This is a genomic window from Mycobacterium sp. FW102-FHT13B02, assembly GCF_058790275.1.
In genome coordinates this window covers 115,000-132,429 of the sequence record NZ_JBYTCM010000011.1, presented here as the reverse complement: position 1 = coordinate 132,429, position 17,430 = coordinate 115,000, and the positions used below count along the sequence as shown (strand labels likewise).

The 17,430-nt window shown below is 65.7% G+C and carries 16 protein-coding genes; 9 read left to right on the top strand and 7 right to left on the bottom strand.

All coding sequences use genetic code 11. The features are described from left to right. Positions 1-5 precede the first annotated feature (5 nt). Positions 6-1,130: an epoxide hydrolase family protein gene (locus tag AC3WTE_RS19535; RefSeq protein ID WP_492440202.1), complete on the top strand. Its 1,125-nt coding sequence runs from the start codon at positions 6-8 to the stop codon at positions 1,128-1,130. Here the strand turns inward: AC3WTE_RS19535 and AC3WTE_RS19530 are convergent. The 4 genes from AC3WTE_RS19530 to AC3WTE_RS19515 form a co-directional block, all read right to left on the bottom strand. After that, on the bottom strand, positions 1,055-2,482 hold the full coding sequence (locus AC3WTE_RS19530) for a purine-cytosine permease family protein (protein WP_492440090.1): 1,428 nt from the start codon (positions 2,480-2,482) through the stop codon (positions 1,055-1,057). The two genes, AC3WTE_RS19535 and AC3WTE_RS19530, sit on opposite strands and share 76 nt — an antisense overlap. Positions 2,483-2,486: 4 nt before the next feature. Then, positions 2,487-3,371, bottom strand: coding sequence for an EamA family transporter (locus AC3WTE_RS19525; RefSeq protein WP_492440088.1), 885 nt, complete (start codon positions 3,369-3,371; stop codon positions 2,487-2,489). Between the two features lie 139 nt (positions 3,372-3,510). Then, on the bottom strand, positions 3,511-3,747 hold the full coding sequence (locus AC3WTE_RS19520; RefSeq protein ID WP_492440086.1) for a hypothetical protein: 237 nt from the start codon (positions 3,745-3,747) through the stop codon (positions 3,511-3,513). A 131-nt stretch (positions 3,748-3,878) separates the two neighbouring features. Next, entirely contained in the window at positions 3,879-4,700 is an 822-nt protein-coding gene (locus tag AC3WTE_RS19515) for an acyl-CoA thioesterase domain-containing protein (RefSeq protein WP_492440085.1), read from the bottom strand. Positions 4,701-4,785: 85 nt separating this feature from the next. On the opposite strand from AC3WTE_RS19515, the gene AC3WTE_RS19510 reads away from it, so the two are divergent. Genes AC3WTE_RS19510 through AC3WTE_RS19500 form a run of 3 tightly spaced genes read left to right on the top strand, consistent with a single transcriptional unit; the run spans position 4,786 to position 7,025 of the window. Beyond that, complete coding sequence (locus tag AC3WTE_RS19510; protein WP_492440083.1) at positions 4,786-5,700, top strand: LysR family transcriptional regulator; 915 nt, start codon at positions 4,786-4,788, stop codon at positions 5,698-5,700. Between the two features lie 5 nt (positions 5,701-5,705). Then, the gene (locus tag AC3WTE_RS19505) at positions 5,706-6,545 is read left to right on the top strand and encodes a serine hydrolase (protein WP_492440081.1); all 840 of its coding nucleotides are present in this window, start codon (positions 5,706-5,708) and stop codon (positions 6,543-6,545) included. A gap of 9 nt (positions 6,546-6,554) precedes the next feature. Next, positions 6,555-7,025, top strand: a complete 471-nt coding sequence (locus tag AC3WTE_RS19500) for an RDD family protein (protein ID WP_492440079.1) — start codon at positions 6,555-6,557, stop codon at positions 7,023-7,025. 10 nt (positions 7,026-7,035) lie between these two features. Here the strand turns inward: AC3WTE_RS19500 and AC3WTE_RS19495 are convergent, their stop codons facing one another. Further along, positions 7,036-8,547 carry a carboxylesterase/lipase family protein gene (locus tag AC3WTE_RS19495; protein ID WP_492440078.1) on the bottom strand — a complete coding sequence of 504 codons (1,512 nt, stop codon included), beginning with the start codon at positions 8,545-8,547 and terminating at the stop codon, positions 7,036-7,038. Positions 8,548-8,626: 79 nt separating this feature from the next. Here AC3WTE_RS19495 and AC3WTE_RS19490 point away from each other — a divergent pair, with 79 nt between their 5' ends. Beyond that, positions 8,627-9,325 (top strand): hypothetical protein, encoded by a 699-nt coding sequence (locus tag AC3WTE_RS19490; RefSeq protein ID WP_492440076.1) that lies wholly within the window; start codon positions 8,627-8,629, stop codon positions 9,323-9,325. Positions 9,326-9,450: 125 nt separating this feature from the next. Beyond that, positions 9,451-10,284 (top strand): class I SAM-dependent methyltransferase, encoded by an 834-nt coding sequence (locus AC3WTE_RS19485; protein ID WP_492440074.1) that lies wholly within the window; start codon positions 9,451-9,453, stop codon positions 10,282-10,284. Between the two features lie 7 nt (positions 10,285-10,291). Here AC3WTE_RS19485 and dnaE read toward each other — a convergent pair whose 3' ends face one another. Beyond that, a complete protein-coding gene (gene dnaE / locus AC3WTE_RS19480; RefSeq protein WP_492440073.1) occupies positions 10,292-13,825 on the bottom strand; it encodes a DNA polymerase III subunit alpha in 3,534 nt (1,177 codons plus the stop codon). Between the two features lie 67 nt (positions 13,826-13,892). Then, positions 13,893-14,591, bottom strand: coding sequence for a TetR/AcrR family transcriptional regulator (locus AC3WTE_RS19475; RefSeq protein ID WP_492440071.1), 699 nt, complete (start codon positions 14,589-14,591; stop codon positions 13,893-13,895). 366 nt (positions 14,592-14,957) lie between these two features. On the opposite strand from AC3WTE_RS19475, the gene AC3WTE_RS19470 reads away from it, so the two are divergent. The 3 genes from AC3WTE_RS19470 to AC3WTE_RS19460 are packed head-to-tail and all read left to right on the top strand — an operon-like array spanning position 14,958 to position 17,415. Further along, a complete protein-coding gene (locus tag AC3WTE_RS19470; RefSeq protein WP_492440069.1) occupies positions 14,958-15,890 on the top strand; it encodes an ATP-binding cassette domain-containing protein in 933 nt (310 codons plus the stop codon). Continuing rightward, entirely contained in the window at positions 15,887-16,624 is a 738-nt protein-coding gene (locus tag AC3WTE_RS19465; RefSeq protein WP_492440067.1) for an ABC transporter permease, read from the top strand. Before AC3WTE_RS19470 ends, AC3WTE_RS19465 begins: the two co-directional genes overlap by 4 nt. Continuing rightward, a complete protein-coding gene (locus AC3WTE_RS19460) occupies positions 16,621-17,415 on the top strand; it encodes an ABC-2 transporter permease (RefSeq protein ID WP_492440065.1) in 795 nt (264 codons plus the stop codon). The genes AC3WTE_RS19465 and AC3WTE_RS19460 overlap by 4 nt, the downstream gene beginning before the upstream one ends. Positions 17,416-17,430 lie beyond the last annotated feature (15 nt).

Sequence of the window (17,430 nt, the reverse complement as noted above, 5' to 3'; positions counted from 1 at the left end):
CTGACATCGCACCGTTTCAGATCGCTGTGCCGGACGAGGTCCTCGACGATCTCCACCGCCGGCTGAGCAATACCCGCTGGCCCGAGGCCGAGTGCGTCGACGATCAGAGCCAGGGCCTCCCACTCGCCTACACCCGCGCTCTGGCCGACTACTGGGCGGACGGCTACGACTGGCGGGCCCGCGAAGCGCGGCTCAATCGGTTCGACCAGTACGTCACCGAAATCGACGGGCTCGATATCCATTTCATCCACCAGCGGTCACCGCACCCGGACGCCCTGCCGTTGATCATCACGCACGGCTGGCCGGGGTCGATCGCCGAATTCCAGAAGATCATCGCACCGCTGACCGACCCCACTGAGCACGGCGGACGCGCAGAGGACGCCTTTCACGTCGTGTGCCCGTCGTTGCCCGGGTTCGGATTCTCGGGCAAGCCGGCCGCAACCGGCTGGGGTGTCGAGCGCATCGCGCGGGCGTGGGACGAGCTGATGGTGCGACTCGGGTACACCCGGTACGGCGCCCAGGGCGGCGACTGGGGCGCCGCGGTGACGACGCAGATCGGACGAAACGTCGGGCACTGCATCGCGATTCACACCAACATGCCGATGGGCCGGCCCCCGAAGGGCGCCGCCGAATTCACCGCGGAAGAGCAGACCGCACTCGCGGCGCTCAAGCACTACCAGGACCAGGACTCGGGCTACGCCAAGCAGCAGTCGACGCGCCCGCAGACCATCGGATACGGCCTGGTCGACTCGCCGGTGGCGCAACTGGCCTGGATCGTCGAGAAGTTCTGGTCCTGGACCGATCACGACGGGGATGTCGAGACGGCGCTGAGCCGCGACGAGATGCTCGATGACGTGATGATCTACTGGGCCACCGCAACCGGCGCGTCGTCGGCCCGGATCTACTGGGAGAGCTTCCGCGTCTTCGGCGGCGGCGAAAAGGTCGAATTACCCACCGGTGTCGCGTCGTTCCCGAAGGAGATCGGGCGTCCACCACGGTCGTGGTGCGAAGCCGGCTACAACATCACCCACTGGACCAAGATGCCGCGCGGCGGTCACTTCGCGGCGTTCGAGCAGCCCGGGTTGTTCGTCGACGACGTGCGAGCGTTCTTCGCGACAGTGCGCCGGTAGCCGCCGTAGACGACCAGGGCGACAACGAAGTTCACGAAGTACGCGATGTCGGCGCCGTGCCACGCCACGGCGATGGGGCCTTGCAGCAGCGTGGTGTTCATGAACGGGATCGACGCGCCGTAGGCCACGACGAACGCGACCAGTGCGGCAACCGCGTCCCGTCGGGGCGTCGTCTCGGCTGCCGGATCCACGGTCTGCCGGCCGCGGCTGCGGCGCCGCCAGTCGACGATCACGATGGCGGCGAATGCCGGAATCCAATAGCTGATCAAGAGCAGCACATTGGTGAATCGCGTTGCGGTGTCACCGGTGTGGAGCCACAGGATCAGCCCGAACGCCAGCGCGGTCACCACCAGTGACGAGACCGGGCGCCGCACTCGGACGCCCAGTGTCTGCAGGGCGAGGGACCCGCTGTAGTCGTTCATCACACCCGAACCGACCGAGGCCAGCGCGATGATGACCAGCGCGAGAGCACCGAGCAACCCCCCGCCCATCACCGACCGCACACCCTCCGCCGTCTGGTCGGTGATCAAGCTGCCCGCGGCGATGCCGATGGGCTCGACGAAGATGTACGCGAGCGCCAGGCCGAAGAAGCTGAACCCGAACACCTTGCGGGGGGCGGAGTCCGCCGGCAGGTAACGGCTGAAGTCGGCGGCATAGCTGGCCCACGATACGGCCAGGCTCAGCGCGATGGTCACGGCCAACACGAAGGCGCCGGCAAGGTCCGCGCCGTGAGCGCCGGCCGGCGTCACGACCTGGTGCCCGGCAACGAGTTTGACAGCGAACACAACGAACGTCGCGAACAGCACCACGGTGAGTACGGCCTGCAGCCGATGAATCAGCTCATAGCCGATGAAGCCGACCGCCCCCTGGACGCCCAGCACGATCAGTACCGCAACCCAGAAGGGGATGCCGAGCAGCACAGCCAGCGCTTCGCCCCCGAACAGGCCGACCAATGCGTCCCACGCCACCGACGAGAGCCATTGCAATACCGCCGGAACCGCTATCAAGCCGCCGAAAGCCATACGCGCACCGGGCAATTGCGCGGTACCGGTGCGCGGACCCAGCGTCGACAGGTAGCCGACAACCAGAGATCCGAGCACCGTACCGACGATCATGGCCAGCATCGAGAGCCAGAAACCTAAGCCGAGTCCGCCGATCAGCGCGCCGGTGAAAACACACGACATATTGATCTGCGGCGCGAACCACACGGTGAACAGCCGACCTGGCGTGCCATATCGGCGGTCGGTCGGCACCGGTGCGATGCCATGGGTCTCCACCGACAAATCCCCAACGCGGCTGGGGGTACGGCCGGTAAAGGGAGAGGCATTGAGCGCGGTGACCGGTGGCGTCATACCCCTATTCGATCACGAGGGCCGGTTCCCGACGGCCAGCCTCAGGTACGGGTCGGGCACCGGCACGCGCCGCGCCGATACCGGCCAGCACGACGAGGGCGATACCGGCGATGGCGAATAGGCCCGGCACCTGATGCAGGATGAGCAGCCCCAGCACCATCGCGAGCGCCGGCTCCAGGCTCATCAGCGTGCCGAACGCCGCAGCGGTGAGGCGCCGCAGGGCCAGCATTTCCAACGCGAAAGGAATCGCCGGCAATAGGATGGCCAAGCCCAGCCCGGCCAGCAGCAGGTGCGGCGTCAGGTGTCCCGAGACCGACGGACCGGCCACCATGGTGACGACAAGCCCGGCAACCGGCATGGACACCGCGAGACCGGTGATGCCGGTGACCGCGTCACCCACGCGTTGGGTCAGCAGGATGTAGGCCGCGAGACACGCGGCGGAGGCCAGCGCCGCCAATACCCCCACGTGATCGACAGCAGCCGCCCACGGCTCGGTCAGGAGCACGACGCCGGTCCCCGCCATCGCCGGGAACAGCAACCGCCCGCGCCCACGCCCCTTGGTCACCGCTATGGCGAGAGGGCCAAGGTATTCCAGGGCGCTGGCGGTGCCGAGCGGAATCCGGGACACCGCCACCATGAACAGCAGGGTGAACCCCGCGGTGGTGATTCCCAGCATGACGCACGACAGGAACGCCGACCGGGTGAACGACGCCGGCCGTGGCCGGACGAACAGCAGCATCAACACACCGGCCCAGGCCAGACGCAGCCAGGCCACACCGGCGGGTCCGATACCGTCCATCAGCTTCACCGCGAGGGCGGCCCCCAGTTGCACCGACATCATGGACGCGACGGTCATCAGTGCGCCTTGACGGGCCGCTGCGGTGGTCATGCGGTGTATTGAACGGGAACCCGAATGTTCATGTCCACGTGATAATCATGGACATATCGTTCGCTATTCATGAACGGAGCCGTTGTCGCGAAGACTGCGACAACGGCTCCTTCTGGATCCGGCGTCAGACCGGAACCGATCAGAACGTCGGAACGAACGTGCCGTTCACCCAGACGCCCCAGTGGTTCCATCCGGCGTCCCAGACCTGGGAATTGCCCATCGCCCACGTCGGGTCAGCCGGCTTCGGCGGCGCCCACGACGGCGGCGCCGTCACTGTAGGCCCCGGCGGCGGCGTCATGGTGGCCGCGGCCGTTCCTGCGCCAACTCCCGCGGCCCCGGCGCACAGCGCGCCGGCAACAGCAGTGGTGGCAGCCATTTTCTTCATCCTCATCGCGATCCTCCAATCAGACGATTGCGGAGTATCAACCCCACGGATTGCTCGGACGGTTATTGGTTACCGCAGGGCCGCCATCGCTAAACCTTCTGCAGCAGTTCACAACCGGCGCACTAGAGCTCCCGCCTGATCCGGTCGGAGAATCGGCTGTGGCCGAAGTCGATCTGTGCGGCCGGGTTGCTGACAGCGGTCGTCAGGCCGGTACCGAACGGCCCTGCGCTGTCGTACAACGTGGTGGTGCCGACCGCGATGCCGTGGGCTGCCCAGTGCGAATCCGCCTCGGCGCCGACCCAGATGTCCTGCGGCAGCCGGGACAACGCCACGGTGAGGTCACCGTTGATGTACCCGACGCCGGCGGTGCCCAGATTGGTCACCAGGCTGGTGCCCTCGGCCGCCATGGCAGCCCGGACGAAGGGCGTGTTGGTCTGTCCCGCGATTACGTCGATGGACCGGTTCAGGTAACGCTTTCGGCTGGCGTTCTGATGATCGGCAATGGCCCGCGTCCAGCCCACGGCATCACTGTTCATGTACGGCCGCAGGCCGTCATCGATCACCGAGGGCGGATCGAAATCTGTTGCGCGGAACCACTCTTCACCCTGCGGCCGCTCGGCGAGCCGGTACTGCACCAGGGTGGCTCGAGCCACGGTGACACCGTCCTGCACCACATCGCACTCGGAATTGCGCACCCGTCGCCCGTCCCGGACCAAGGTCACCGCGGTCGTCGCCGGCACCCCGCGGGCGGCGCGGAACAGGTCGACCGTCAGCCGCGCCGGGAGAAATTCGGGCAGTCCGAACGCGGCCTCCAGCGCGTGCGCAGCCAATCCCACCACGGCAGGGCCGTTGAGGTGGTCTTCACCCCACAGGCTCTGGGCGAATTGGGTCGGCTGAACCCGGTCCTCGTCGATCGGGATGAAGTGGGCAGGACGTGCGGTCATTTTCGGATCGTCGCACATTGGCTAAATATTCATAACTTCGGGCCGCAAGACCCAAAACCGTGCAGATTCCCTGGACAATAGTCGGATGGACACCCGCCGACTGCGCCTACTGCTGGCCCTGTCGCGCCTGGGGTCGATGCGCGCCGTCGCCGAGAATCTCGATCTGACGACGTCGACGGTGTCGCAACAGATCGCCGCACTGGCCAAGGAAACCGGCACTCAATTGATCGAACCGGAAGGACGCCGAGTCAGGCTGACCCCGGCCGGACAGCGACTGGCCGACCATGCGGTGACCATTCTGGCCGCCGTCGACGCGGCCTGCCTGGACCTCGATTCGGGCGCCGAGCCCGTCGGCACTCTGCGGATCGGCGGATTCGCCACCGGCATCCGCGTTTCGCTGTTGCCGATCCTGGCGGACCTGACTCACGAGCACCCCGGAATCGACGTTGCCATAAGCGAATACGAGCCCATCGAAGCGTTCGCACTACTTACCGACGACGACCTGGATCTGGCCCTGACCTACGACTACAACCTGGCCCCGGCCTCCCCCAGCCCGCTGCTGGAAGGCTTTGCGCTGTGGTCGATTCCATGGGGTCTGGGTCTGCGGGCCGACGAAGCGAACGGACCCGCCGAGCTGTCCGAGTACGCGGACCGGACCTGGATCGTCAACTCGCGCAACACCGCTGACGAGGACGCCGTGCGTACGTTGGGCGCGCTGAGCGGGTTCACCCCGCGGATCGCTCATCAGATCGACAGTCTGGAACTCGTCGAGGATCTGATCGTCGCCGGGTACGGTGTCGGCTTGCTGCCACTGGAGCGGCCTACCAGCGCCGGCATCAAGGTCGTCCCGTTGGCCGGGCCGACGGTGATCCATACGGCCTATGCCGTCACCCGCAAGGGGCGCACGAACTGGCCGCCGTTGCGCGCGGTGCTCGACCGGCTGCGACCGGGCGACGGGCCGGTGCCGCTACCGACATGGCCTCGCCCAGAGGCTGTCTGAACGCAATGAGGACTGGGATCTGGGAGGCTACGGGCGTGAAACTGATCAGGGCGGCGCTGGTCGCGACGCTGTTGGCCGGCCCGGTGCTGCCCACCGCGCACGCCGAATGCACCGGCGCCTGCGATGCGCAGCAACGCATCGCGACGGCAGATGCCTATCTGGCGACCCGGCCCGGCAGCGTCGGCTATGTCCTTCGGGACCGGAAAACCGGTGCGGTGTACCGCAATTCGCACGCCGGCGACATGGTCTGGACGGCCTCGACGATCAAGCTCGGCATGGTGGTGGACCTCTTCGCGCGGCAGAGCGCGGGCTTGTTGCGACTCACCGACAACGACATCGCCCTCATGGGCAAGATGCTGCACACCTCGGACAACGATGCCGCGGACACGCTGTGGACCCGGTACGGCGGGCCCGACCACACCATCTTCAACAACGACTTCCCGCATTTCGGCATGACGCGGGTGCAACCACAGCGCGGCTTCGGAGACATGTTCCCCTACTGGGGTTTTCAGAAGTCGACCACCGACGACCTGGACCAGATGGTCAACTACATGCTGACCCGGCTGCGGCCCAACGAGACCGCCTGGATCGTGGGCGCCATGCAGAACGTCGACCCGATCCAGCAGTGGGGTGTCTGGGGCGCCGGTCCCAACATGGCGCCCGGCAACAAGGACGGCTGGTCCGACGAACAGGGCGGCTGGGTCACCAACACCGTCGGATTCGCCGGTCCCGGACAGTGTTTCACGCTGGCCGTCATGAATGCGCTGAACGGCGCCGGTGGCAATACCGACGGCCAGGCCACCACTACGCGGCTAAGCCAGATATTGCTGGCCGATCGGCAGTAAATTGGCGCCATGACCTATGGCGAGTACCCCACCTCCGGCGCTTACGGCGCACCCGCACCGGTGCATCCCGGCGAGCTGCTGCCCCGCTTCTTCGCGCGATTCATCGATGGGCTGATCGTCGGGGTGCTGGCGTTCTTCGGCGCCTTCTCGATCGGCTCGATGTCCGACATCATGGTCACCGGCCTGTTCTCGGGGCTCGGCACGTTCCTCTACTTCGTGCTGTTCGAGGTGGCGGCCGGCGCTACGCCGGGCAAGATGCTGCTCGGCTTGAGCGTGCGTGGGCCCAACGGTATGCCGAAGCCTGATTTCAAGCAGTCGGCCATCCGCAATTCGTTCACCCTGCTCCCGATCATCCCCTGGGTCGGCGGACTGCTCGCGTTCATCGCCTACATCTTCATCGCCGTCACCATCAACGCCAGCCCATGCAAACAGGGCCGGCACGACGAACTCGCCGGCGGCACCCAGGTGGTCAAGAAGTAGGCGACACCGCTCAGCCGTGCACCAGCGAGAAACCCTCCCAGGCCTGACGCTGCTCGGCACCGGGATCGAGTTCCACCCGGGTCTTGCGGTCGAACACCAGGACAGCGCGGTCGTCGGCGTCGTACTGCGGCCATCCCTCGCCGGGGACACCCGTCCGGGCGAAGGCCCGCCACCGGTTCTGGACGTCATTGCTGATCCGCAGCGCCGACTTACGGTCCATGGCGGCCGTGAGCACCGCGCCCAGCGGCGTCCGGTAGACGTCGAAGACCGCCAGCAGTTCGGTGGCGTGCGTAGCGCCCAGACCCGTCCAGTGCAGCGCCGGCGGGGCGTAGTCGTACCGGTACGCGTAGGTGGGCGCGTGACGCATGTGGGCGCCGGCGGTCTCCCACGATGCCGTGCCGAACGCGAAGTCGCCGCCGAGTTTGATGCAGGCATCCGCTGACTGCGGGTAGCCCGGATAGGCACCGGTGATCCTGGCGCGCTGCTCGGCCGGGACATGCGCCAGGATTCGTTCGATCGTGGTCTCGTTTGTGGGCAGCAGCTGCATGAACTTGGTGAACAGGCGGCCCTCGTCGGCGTTGCTGCCCACGATCAGAGGCACCCGGTGCGCCCGGCCCTCGCGCATCGCGACCATGGGATCCTCGGGCAGGAATTCGGTGCCGCACACGGGGCCGGCCGGGAAAGCACCCGGCAAGTCGGTCACGGCGCCGTGGATGACCCGGTCCAGGGCGGCCAACAGTTCAGCAGGTTTGGCCGACATCAGTGCCGCGGCGCCGTCACGCTTGCCGGCCCCCAGTTGTCCGGCGAAATGCTCGGCGAACCGGGCGGCGGCGTCGGGCGAACGCACCATGCCGCTGGCCGGGCTCTCCGCGATGGCCTGCTGGAAAAGGCCTTTCGCCTGTGGCACCGCCAACAGCGTGGCCACGGCGTGGGCCCCGGCGCTCTCGCCGAAAATGGTCACGTTGCCCGGATCCCCGCCGAACACCGCGATGTTGGCCCGCACCCACTTCAGCGCTGCCACCAGATCGCGCAGGAAGAGGTTGTCGTCGAAAGGGTGCTCCGCGGTGGCCAGAGTGGACACGTCAAAGCAGCCGAGTGCGCCGAGCCGGTAATTGGCGGAGACGAAGATACAGCCGCGACGTGCCAGCGCGGCGCCGTCGTATATCGGGGTCGCGGAACTGCCCATGATGTATCCGCCGCCGTGGATGAAGAACATCACCGGCAGCGGCTCGCCGCTGTGATTCTCGGGCGTCACCACATTGAGGGTCAGGCAATCCTCGCCCATCGGCTGGTACTTGCCCACACTCAGCATGGTGTATTTGCGCTCCTGCGGAGCGCAGTAGGTGAATCCATGGCAGTAGCGCACACCGCGCCAGGGCTGCACAGGTTGCGGCCCCCGGTAGCGCCACGGCCCCACCGGAGGCCGTGCGTAGGGGACGGACCGCCACCGGTGCACACCGTCGCGGGTGAAGCCCTCGATGGTTCCGCTGTCGATGGTCACGCGGACGGTACGTTCGTGCATAAATGGACACTATCGAAAATCTGTAATCATCGGGGCGCCTGAACCGCGTGTTGCCGGACCTCCGGTTACCCTGGCGGGCATGCGATTTCCGGTGGTCCTGGCGGCATGTGCCCTGGTTGCGGGTTGTTCCGCCACGTCGGAAGAGCACCGACAGCCCGGCGTGGCGATCTCGGAGCCGTCGTTGTCGGCCACCGCCCCGCCGAGTCGTCTCCCGGCGCCGGCCCCGAAAGCGGTCCCCACCACGCCACCGCCTGCGGGCGCTCCCGTCGCCGATGTCGTCGCCTGGGTGGAGGCCGGCACTCCGGCCGACCCGAGCGGCTTCCATTCGGCCACCCGGGACGGGACCGCCACCAATCTCGGCACCGACATCGCGTTCACCACCTCGTCGGGCGCCAACTGCATGACCGACAAGGAATTCAGCGGCGCCCTCGCCTGCCTGATTCATCTGACCTCCCCACCACCGCAGCCTGCCGACACCTACGGCCACTGGGTCGGCGGCTGGGTCGACTTCGAGGGACCGACCGCTGAAGTCGGTTCGGTACACGGCGATCCGGGCCGCTTCAACACCGGCACCGGACCCAAGCTGAAAGACGGCCAGAGCCTGCGGTTCGGCGACTATCAGTGCCGCGCCGACGCCACCGGGCCGGTCTGCGTGAACTACGCGCGCCGCACCGCGGTCCGATTCAGCAACGCCGGCATCCAGACCTTCGGGTGCCTGACGCCGGTGGTCCCCGCGCCCGATGGCTTCGGCTTGAAGTTCGCCTGCACCACCGCGTGAGCGGTAAGTGAAATACGGTCGCGGGCGAACCGGGCACCGTCCGCGGCACTCCGGCGCGAAAACCACTGGGCGCTAAACGTTTTGGACAAAACGTTCAGCCCGGATGGTGGCGTATGGTCGGACGCATGGGAGTAACTGTCACGTCGCTGACGCCTGTGGAACGGACCGCCCTGCTCACGGTGTACGCCAGGGCCCTGGACAACCGCAAGACGCCCTCGATCCTCCGCGATACCTGGGCGGATTCGGTGGTGGCGGCGATCGACTATGACTTCGCCGCACTTGGAGTTCAGACCAGCGTGGTCTGCCAGACCGCGCTGCGCGCCAAGATGCTCGACGACCGCGTGCGTGCATTCACCGCATCGAATCCCGACGCGGTCGTGGTCGACCTGGGCGGTGGCCTCGACAGCGGCTTCTATCGGGTGGACCCGCCGCCGACGGTCGATTGGTACTCCGTGGACCTGGCCGGCATTTCTGCGCTGCGCGAGCAGCTGTTGCCGGCGAATCCACACTCGCACACGGTGGTGGCGTCGGTGGCCGAACCGGACTGGGCCGCAGGGATTCCTGCGGACCGTCCTACCGTGCTCGTGGCAGATGGGCTGTTCGCGTTCCTGACCGAGCCCGTCATCGCCGGCGTGTTCCGCAGCGTCACCGAACATTTCCACCGCGGCGAACTGGCGTTCAATGACTACGGACAGTTCGGACCGATCAGCCTGGCGGCATTCAAGTACCTGCCACAGAAGATGTTCAAAGACGTCGGCAGCCAACTGGGTTACGCGGGTTTCAAAGATGCGCGGCATCCCTTGAGCTGGAATCCTCGAATGCAACTCATCGAAGAAGCCAGCCTCGCCCACCAGCCCGAGGTCGACCTGTTTCCCCGAGTTCTACGGATCGCCACCCGGCTCACGGGACGCACCCGAGCCGGCGCAAGGAAGGCCCGAATCCTGCGCTACCGCTTCTGAACTGGAACTACCCGCCGAGGCAGCCCGGACCCAGCAGCGCCTTCAAGTCACCCATCAACGCCGACGACGGTGTCACGCGCAAGGTCTGGTCCAGCTCCAGTGTGGTGATGCGGTCGCCGCTGATCAGCCGCAGATGTACCTGCGAGGTGCCCGGATGGTGCGACAGCACCTGCTTGAGCGCGCTGACCTTCTCCGGGGTGCACTGCCGGGTCGGCAGGCTCACCGCGAGCGGCCGATCCGCCTGGGCATTCGAAAAGTCGGGCACCACAAGGTCACTGGCGAAGATCGACACACGCTCGTCTTCGACTCGGGCCTTGCCGCTCACCAGCACGATGGCGTCGTCCATGATGTCGGCACCGAACACGGCGTAGGTCTTCGGGAAGAAGTTCACCGTGACCGAACCGTTGAGATCCTCCAATTGCGCTGAGGCCCAGGGCAATCCCTGTTTGTTGACCCGTCGCACCACGCCCGCCAGAATGCCGCCGATGCGGACCTGGGAGTCGTTGGCGACAGCGCCCTCGAGGATGGCCGTAATCTGGGTGTCCACCTGCGCATTGAGCAGGTGCGCGACACCGTTGAGCGGATGGCCGGATACGTACAGGCCCAGCATCTCGCGCTCCAGGGCGAGCTTGTGCTTGTCGTCCCACTCGTCCTCGGGCACCTTGATGGTGAAGGCCGCATCTCCGGCATCGCCGGCATCACCGCGGCCGAACAGATCGAACTGACCCATGGCCTCGGCCTTCTTGGTGCCGAGCACCGAGTCGACCGCGTCGGCGTGCACCAGGAACAGGCCCTTGCGGGCATGGCCAAGGGAGTCGAAAGCGCCTGCCTTGACCAGAGATTCGGTGACCCGTTTGTTGCAGGCCGTGATGTCGATCTTGCTGAGGTAGTCCGAGAAATCGGTGTACTTCCCCTTGTCGGTACGCCCCGCGATGATGGACTGCACCACGTTGGCACCGACGTTGCGCACACCGCCCAGCCCGTAGCGGATGTCCTTGCCGACCGAGGCGAAGTTGTGCACCGACTCGTTGACATCCGGCGGCAGCACCGTGATCCCCAGGCGGCGGCAATCCGCCAGGTACACCGCGGCCTTGTCCTTGTCGTCCCCGACCGACGTCAGGAGACCGGCCATGTACTCGGCCGGATAGTTGGCCTTGAGATAGGCGGTCCAGAACGACACCAAGCCGTACCCGGCAGCGTGCGACTTGTTGAACGCGTAGCCGGCGAACGGCAGCACCGTGTCCCACAACGCGGTGATGGCCGCCTGCGAGAAGCCGTTCTTCTTCATGCCGTCGGCGAATCCGCCGTAGGCTTCGTCGAGGATTTCCTTCTTCTTCTTACCCATCGCGCGGCGCAGCAGGTCTGCTTGACCGAGCGAGTAGCCGGCCACCTTCTGCGCGATGTGCATGATCTGTTCTTGGTAAACGATCAAACCGTAAGTCTCAGAAAGGATGTCACGCAGCGGCTCTTCGAGCTCCGGGTGAATGGGCTTGATGTCCTGGAGCCCGTTCTTTCGCTTCGCGTAGTCGGTGTGCGCATCCACACCCATCGGGCCCGGCCGGTACAGCGCCAGAACCGCCACGATGTCCTCGAAGCCGGTCGGCCGCATCAGTTTCAGCAGATCACGCATCGCGGACCCGTCGAGCTGGAACACCCCGAGCGTGTCGCCGCGCGCCAGCAGTTCATAGGTTTTCGGGTCATCCAGACCCAGGTGATCGAGATCGAGATCGATGCCACGGTTGGCCTTGATGTTCTCCAGCGCGTCACCGATGACGGTGAGGTTGCGCAGGCCCAGGAAGTCCATCTTCAACAGGCCGATGGCCTCACACGACGGGTAGTCCCAGCCGGTGATGATGGCACCGTCCTGGGCGCGCTTCCACATCGGGATCGCATCGATCAGCGGCTCGGAGCTCATGATCACCGCGCAGGCATGCACACCCGCGTTGCGGACCAGGCCCTCGAGGCCCCGTGCGGTCTCGTAGATGGTGCGCACGTCGGGATCCGTGTCGATCAGCGCACGGACCTCGGCGGCTTCCTTGTACCGCTCATGGTTGGGGTCGGTGATCCCCGCCACCGAGATGTCCTTGGCCATGATCGGCGGCGGCAGCGCCTTGGTGATCCGGTCGGCGATGGCGAAGCCCGGCTGCCCGTAGTGGACGCGCGCCGAATCTTTCAGCGCCGCTTTGGTTTTGATGGTGCCGAAGGTGATGACCTGAGCGACGCGGTCGCTCCCCCACTTCTCGCTTGCGTACCGCACCATCTCGCCGCGCCGACGGTCGTCGAAGTCGATATCGATATCGGGCATCGACACGCGCTCGGGATTGAGGAAGCGCTCGAACAGCAGACCGTGCGGGATGGGGTCGATATTGGTGATGCCCATCGCCCATGCGACCAGCGAACCTGCTGCCGAACCTCGGCCCGGGCCGACCCAGATACCGACTTCGCGAGCGTGGCTGATGAGGTCACCGACGACAAGAAAGTACGCCGGGAAGCCCATTTGCACGATGACGCTGATCTCGTAATCTGCACGGTCGAGGTACTCCTGAGGCGGGCCGGCCGGGAAGCGCCGGTCCAGGCCACGCAGCACCTCTTTACGCAGCCAAGTGGCCTGCGTCTCTCCTTCGGGTACCGGGAAGACCGGCATCCGGTCGTGAAACTTCCAGACGTCGGCATAAGACTCGACGCGCTCGGCGATCAGCAGCGTCGAGTCGCAGGCACCGGGCACCTGGTCGTCCCACATGGCCCGCATGTCGGCCGCGGACTTGAGGTAGTAGCCGTCACCGTCGAACTTGAACCGCGTGGGGTCGGACAGCGTCTTACCGGTCTGGATACACAGCAGCGCCTCGTGGTTGTGCGACGCCTCCCGGGTGACGTAGTGGCAGTCGTTGGTCGCCAACGGCCGGATGCCCAGCTTCTTGCCGATATCCAGCAGGCCCTCACGAACCCGGCGCTCGATCTCGATGCCGTGGTCCATCAACTCCAGGAAGAAATTTTCCTTCCCGAAGATGTCCTGCCATTTCGCGGCGGCCTCGATGGCCTCTTGTTCGTGACCGAGCCGCAACCGGGTCTGCACCTCACCCGACGGGCAGCCGGTGGTGGCGATGATGCCCGCGGAATGCTCGGCGATGATCTCCGCATCCATGCGCGACCACTTACCGAGCTGCCCCTCGAACGAAGCCAGCGACGACAGCTTGAACAGGTTGCGCAGGCCCGTCGCGTTCTCCGCGAGCATGGTCATGTGGGTGTATGAACCACTACCCGAGACGTCGTCGCCCTTCTGACTGGGATCACCCCACGTGATGCGCTTCGTGTTGAAGCGGGACGCCGGCGCGATGTACGCCTCGATGCCGATGATCGGCTTGATGCCCTCTTTGGTGGCGATGTTGTAGAACTCGCTGGCGCCGAACATGTTTCCGTGGTCGGTCATGCCGATGGCCGGCATGCCCAGCCGCAGCGCCTCGGCGACCATGGGCTTGACCTTCGCAGCACCGTCCAGCATCGAGTACTCGGTGTGATTGTGGAGGTGCACGAACTGGCTCATAGGGCTGCCAGTCTAAGACGGGCCACCGACACGGTTCGGCGTGTCGGGTGCTGTGTCGCCGGAAGGACTACGACGACGCCGCGACACCCACGGGCACGCGGTCCTCGGTCGCCTCAACGTCCGTTGCCATGGGACCCACCAGCAACCCCATGCGTAACACGTGTTGAAGTTGCTTAGTTACCGCCTCGACGCGGTCCCGATCGTCCATGAGCCCGGCGTAGAACCCGAGTCCCCACACTACGGTGTAGAGCAGATCAGCCACAGGGGCCACAGCTGTCTCGGCAGGCAGTTCGCCGCGCGCCACCGCGTCCCGCACCGCCCGGTCCATGAATTTGCGGATGACAGCCTTCGCGTCCCGCCGCGGGGCCGGAAGGCGGTCGGCCTCGAGATAGGAACTGATCAACAGCGCCACGCTCTCCGGTTCATGGACACCGGCATTGCGCAATTCGGTGATGAGCACCGAAATCTGCCCCGGAAGTGTCGATTCCGCGCCCGCCCTGGTGATGCAGAGGTCGATCGTGGTCGCGATCTCATTGAGCAGGCAGTGGTAGATGTCCTCGCGCGTCTGGAAGTGGTAGTGCAGCGTGGGACGGCTCAACTCGGCGATTTCGGCAATGGCCTGAATGGTCGTGGCGTGGTAGCCACGGAGCGCGATCACTTCGCGCGCGGCGCCCAGGATGCGCGCCCGGGTCTGAGCCGAATCAGTGCCCGCGGGCCGGCCCCTCCGGCGCGTTGCCTTCACTGGCAGAACATCGAGTTGCACCATGCCACGTCCTCGCGCAGGAAAGGGATATTAACGAATTCAGCAAACTCTAGGACATAGCTGATACCTGGTCAACCGCAACGACGACGGCACTCAGCCAACTCGCAGCGTGTCGCTATCCGGATCGGCCGAATCAGGCCGGTACCGGCGCAGACGGCGCCTCGCCCGCGAGTTGCTCGACGGCGCGTTCTGCAGCACCGGCGGGCCTCGCAATTCATTTGCCCGAAAATTTGTCGCTAATGCAGAGATTTCGGCAACCGATTGCGGCCTCGAGGTTCCGGGCAAAAGGTGGCACATGGTGATGTTGTCCACACCGTGACGCGCACCAGGCGAATTGAATGCACCGTGGGTCTCTGCAAATATGAGTTCGTGATCGAGCTCATTAACGTCGCCAAGACTTTTGGCGGGTCCGTTCCCGCCCTCCGCGACGTGAGCTTTTCCGTTCCCACCGGCTCAGTGCTGGGGTTGCTGGGGCACAATGGCGCCGGGAAGACCACGACGGTCAAAATCCTGTCAACATTGCTCAAACCGACTTCTGGACAAGCGATTGTCGCCGGCTACGACGTGGCTCGCGAACCCGCGAAGGTGCGCCAGAGTATCGGCGTCACCGGGCAGGATGCGGCACTCGATCCCCGGCTGACCGGTCGAGAGAACTTGGTGCTGTTCGGCCGCCTGCGCGGCCTGCGGCGCGCTGAAGCCCGCAGCCGAGCTGACGAATTGATTTCGCAATTCGATATGGGCCACGCCGCCGACCGACAGGTCAGCAGTTATTCCGGCGGTATGCGCCGTCGCATTGATATCGCGGTATCCCTTGTTGTTCAGCCCAAGGTGCTTTTCCTCGATGAGCCGACCACCGGCCTGGACCCGCGCAGTCGTCGCGATGTCTGGAATCTGGTGTCCTCGATGAAGGCCCAGGGCATCACCGTGCTGCTGACGACCCAGTACCTGGAGGAAGCTGACCTCCTCAGCGATTCCATCGTCATCCTCAACGCCGGGCAGATCGTCGCCAGCGGCACCGCCGATGAACTCAAACGTCAGACCGGTACCAGCTACTGCGAGATGACCCCGCTGCATCCGGACGACCTGCCGCGCATCGCGACGGCACTCTCGGACTTCGACGGTGTCGAGGTCGACAGCGACGCGACCACGGTATCGGTACCCGCTCCCAAGGGCGTGGCAACGCTGACCGAGGTGTTTCGCCGCATGGACGACATCGGTGTCGAGCTCATCGACATCTCGCTGCGTCGTCCCTCCCTCGACGAGGTGTTCCTGCACCTCACCAGCCCGGTCACCTCGAAGTGAACGCACTCGCTCTCCTGACGGCTCGCACCCTGCAGCGAGGTCGACTGGATCTGGCCTTCGCCGTCCTGGTGCCGGTCTCGGCATTGATCGGCCTGACGTTCTTGCTGCGCGGCGTCATCTCCACCGGCCACATGAGCTACGAGCAGTACGTCCTGCCCGCGGTGGTCGTACAGGCGATGTTGTTCGGCGCCCTCACCACGACCGATCGCGCGGCCTGGGAAAAGGCCAGCGGACTGGGCTCGCGGATCCGGACGCTGCCCATTTCGCCGTACGCGCCACTCATGGCGCGGATGGCCTACTGCTTGATCCGTGGCGTGTTGGCGCTGGTGGCATCAGTCCTGGCCGCCTACCTGTTCGGTTTTCGCCTGACCTGCGGATTCGGCTACACCGCCGCGTTTGTCGTGATGGCGCTGACGCTGACGTTGGCGTTGTCTCTCGGCGCGGACGCCACCGGCAGCAAGGCCGGACGCACCGAGGTCGCCAGCCAGCTGCTGATGATCCCGCAGTTGCTCCTGGTCATGTTGTCGACCGGGCTGGCGCCCCTCGAGGCATTCCCCTCATGGCTGCATTCCTTCGTGCAATACCAGCCGATCTCCCAGATCACCGAGACCATGCGCGGCTTCACCAGCGGCGATGTGGCGATGAGCAATCTGGGTACCAGCCTCGCGTGGTGCGTCGGCCTGCTGCTCGTCTTCGGCACCATCGCCATCCGACTTCAGGGGCGAGAATCGTGAATCCGACCAGCCAGCACCAACATTCGCTACTCACCGAAAGCTGGATCTTCGCGGGCCGGCTGTTCAAACAGTGGCGTCGGTACCCGATGGTGCCTATGCAGGCACTGCTCTTTCCGGCCTTGCTGCTGGTGGTCTACGGGCTGCTGGTCGGCAAATCGATGGTTCGATTGACCGGCAATAGCGGCATGGACGTGCTGATCCCGGTGTGCACACTCGCCGGCGCGATGTCGGGCGCCATTGGCGCCGGCCTATCAGTGCCGTACGACCGCGACACTGGCCTGCTGACCAGACTGTGGATCATGCCGGTACACCGGACGGCCCCGCTGACCGGCGCGCTGCTGGCCGAGGCGCTACGCACCTTCGCCGCTTCGGCATTCGTCGTGGCAACGGGCTACGCGATGGGCTTCCGATTCGAAGGCGGCTGGATCGACCTACTGGTCTACCTGATGGTTCCGGTCATCATCGTCGTCGTTTTTGCGACCATCGTGATCACTCTGGCCCTGCGACCACAGGGCCGGATCATCCTCACCTGGACCCAGTCGTTCTGCATGGGGCTGGCCTTCGCCACCCTCATCCCGGCCGACAAAGTGCCGGCGTTGCTCCGTCCGCTCGCGGAATACCAGCCGATCGCCCCGGCCGTGGCGGCCATGCGCGGGCTGTCGACGGGCGGTGAGGTGTGGTGGCCGCTGCTGCTGACGGTGGTGTGGGCCGCTGCCATCAGTGCGGCGTTCGTGCCGGTGATGTTGCGCGGATACCGCGCGTCAGTCGAGGGCGGCAAAGTCGACGGCTGAGCCGTCTGATCAGGT

Coding starts and splice junctions, on each gene's coding strand:
- AC3WTE_RS19475 (WP_492440071.1), bottom strand. CDS start 14,591: ATGGTGCAACTCGATGTTCTGCCAGTGAAGGCAACGCGCCGGAGGGGC.
- AC3WTE_RS19500 (WP_492440079.1), top strand. CDS start 6,555: ATGACCTATGGCGAGTACCCCACCTCCGGCGCTTACGGCGCACCCGCA.
- AC3WTE_RS19520 (WP_492440086.1), bottom strand. CDS start 3,747: ATGGCTGCCACCACTGCTGTTGCCGGCGCGCTGTGCGCCGGGGCCGCG.
- AC3WTE_RS19530 (WP_492440090.1), bottom strand. CDS start 2,482: ATGACGCCACCGGTCACCGCGCTCAATGCCTCTCCCTTTACCGGCCGT.
- AC3WTE_RS19490 (WP_492440076.1), top strand. CDS start 8,627: ATGCGATTTCCGGTGGTCCTGGCGGCATGTGCCCTGGTTGCGGGTTGT.
- AC3WTE_RS19485 (WP_492440074.1), top strand. CDS start 9,451: ATGGGAGTAACTGTCACGTCGCTGACGCCTGTGGAACGGACCGCCCTG.
- AC3WTE_RS19510 (WP_492440083.1), top strand. CDS start 4,786: ATGGACACCCGCCGACTGCGCCTACTGCTGGCCCTGTCGCGCCTGGGG.
- AC3WTE_RS19525 (WP_492440088.1), bottom strand. CDS start 3,371: ATGACCACCGCAGCGGCCCGTCAAGGCGCACTGATGACCGTCGCGTCC.
- AC3WTE_RS19495 (WP_492440078.1), bottom strand. CDS start 8,547: ATGCACGAACGTACCGTCCGCGTGACCATCGACAGCGGAACCATCGAG.
- AC3WTE_RS19505 (WP_492440081.1), top strand. CDS start 5,706: ATGAGGACTGGGATCTGGGAGGCTACGGGCGTGAAACTGATCAGGGCG.
- AC3WTE_RS19515 (WP_492440085.1), bottom strand. CDS start 4,700: ATGACCGCACGTCCTGCCCACTTCATCCCGATCGACGAGGACCGGGTT.
- dnaE (WP_492440073.1), bottom strand. CDS start 13,825: ATGAGCCAGTTCGTGCACCTCCACAATCACACCGAGTACTCGATGCTG.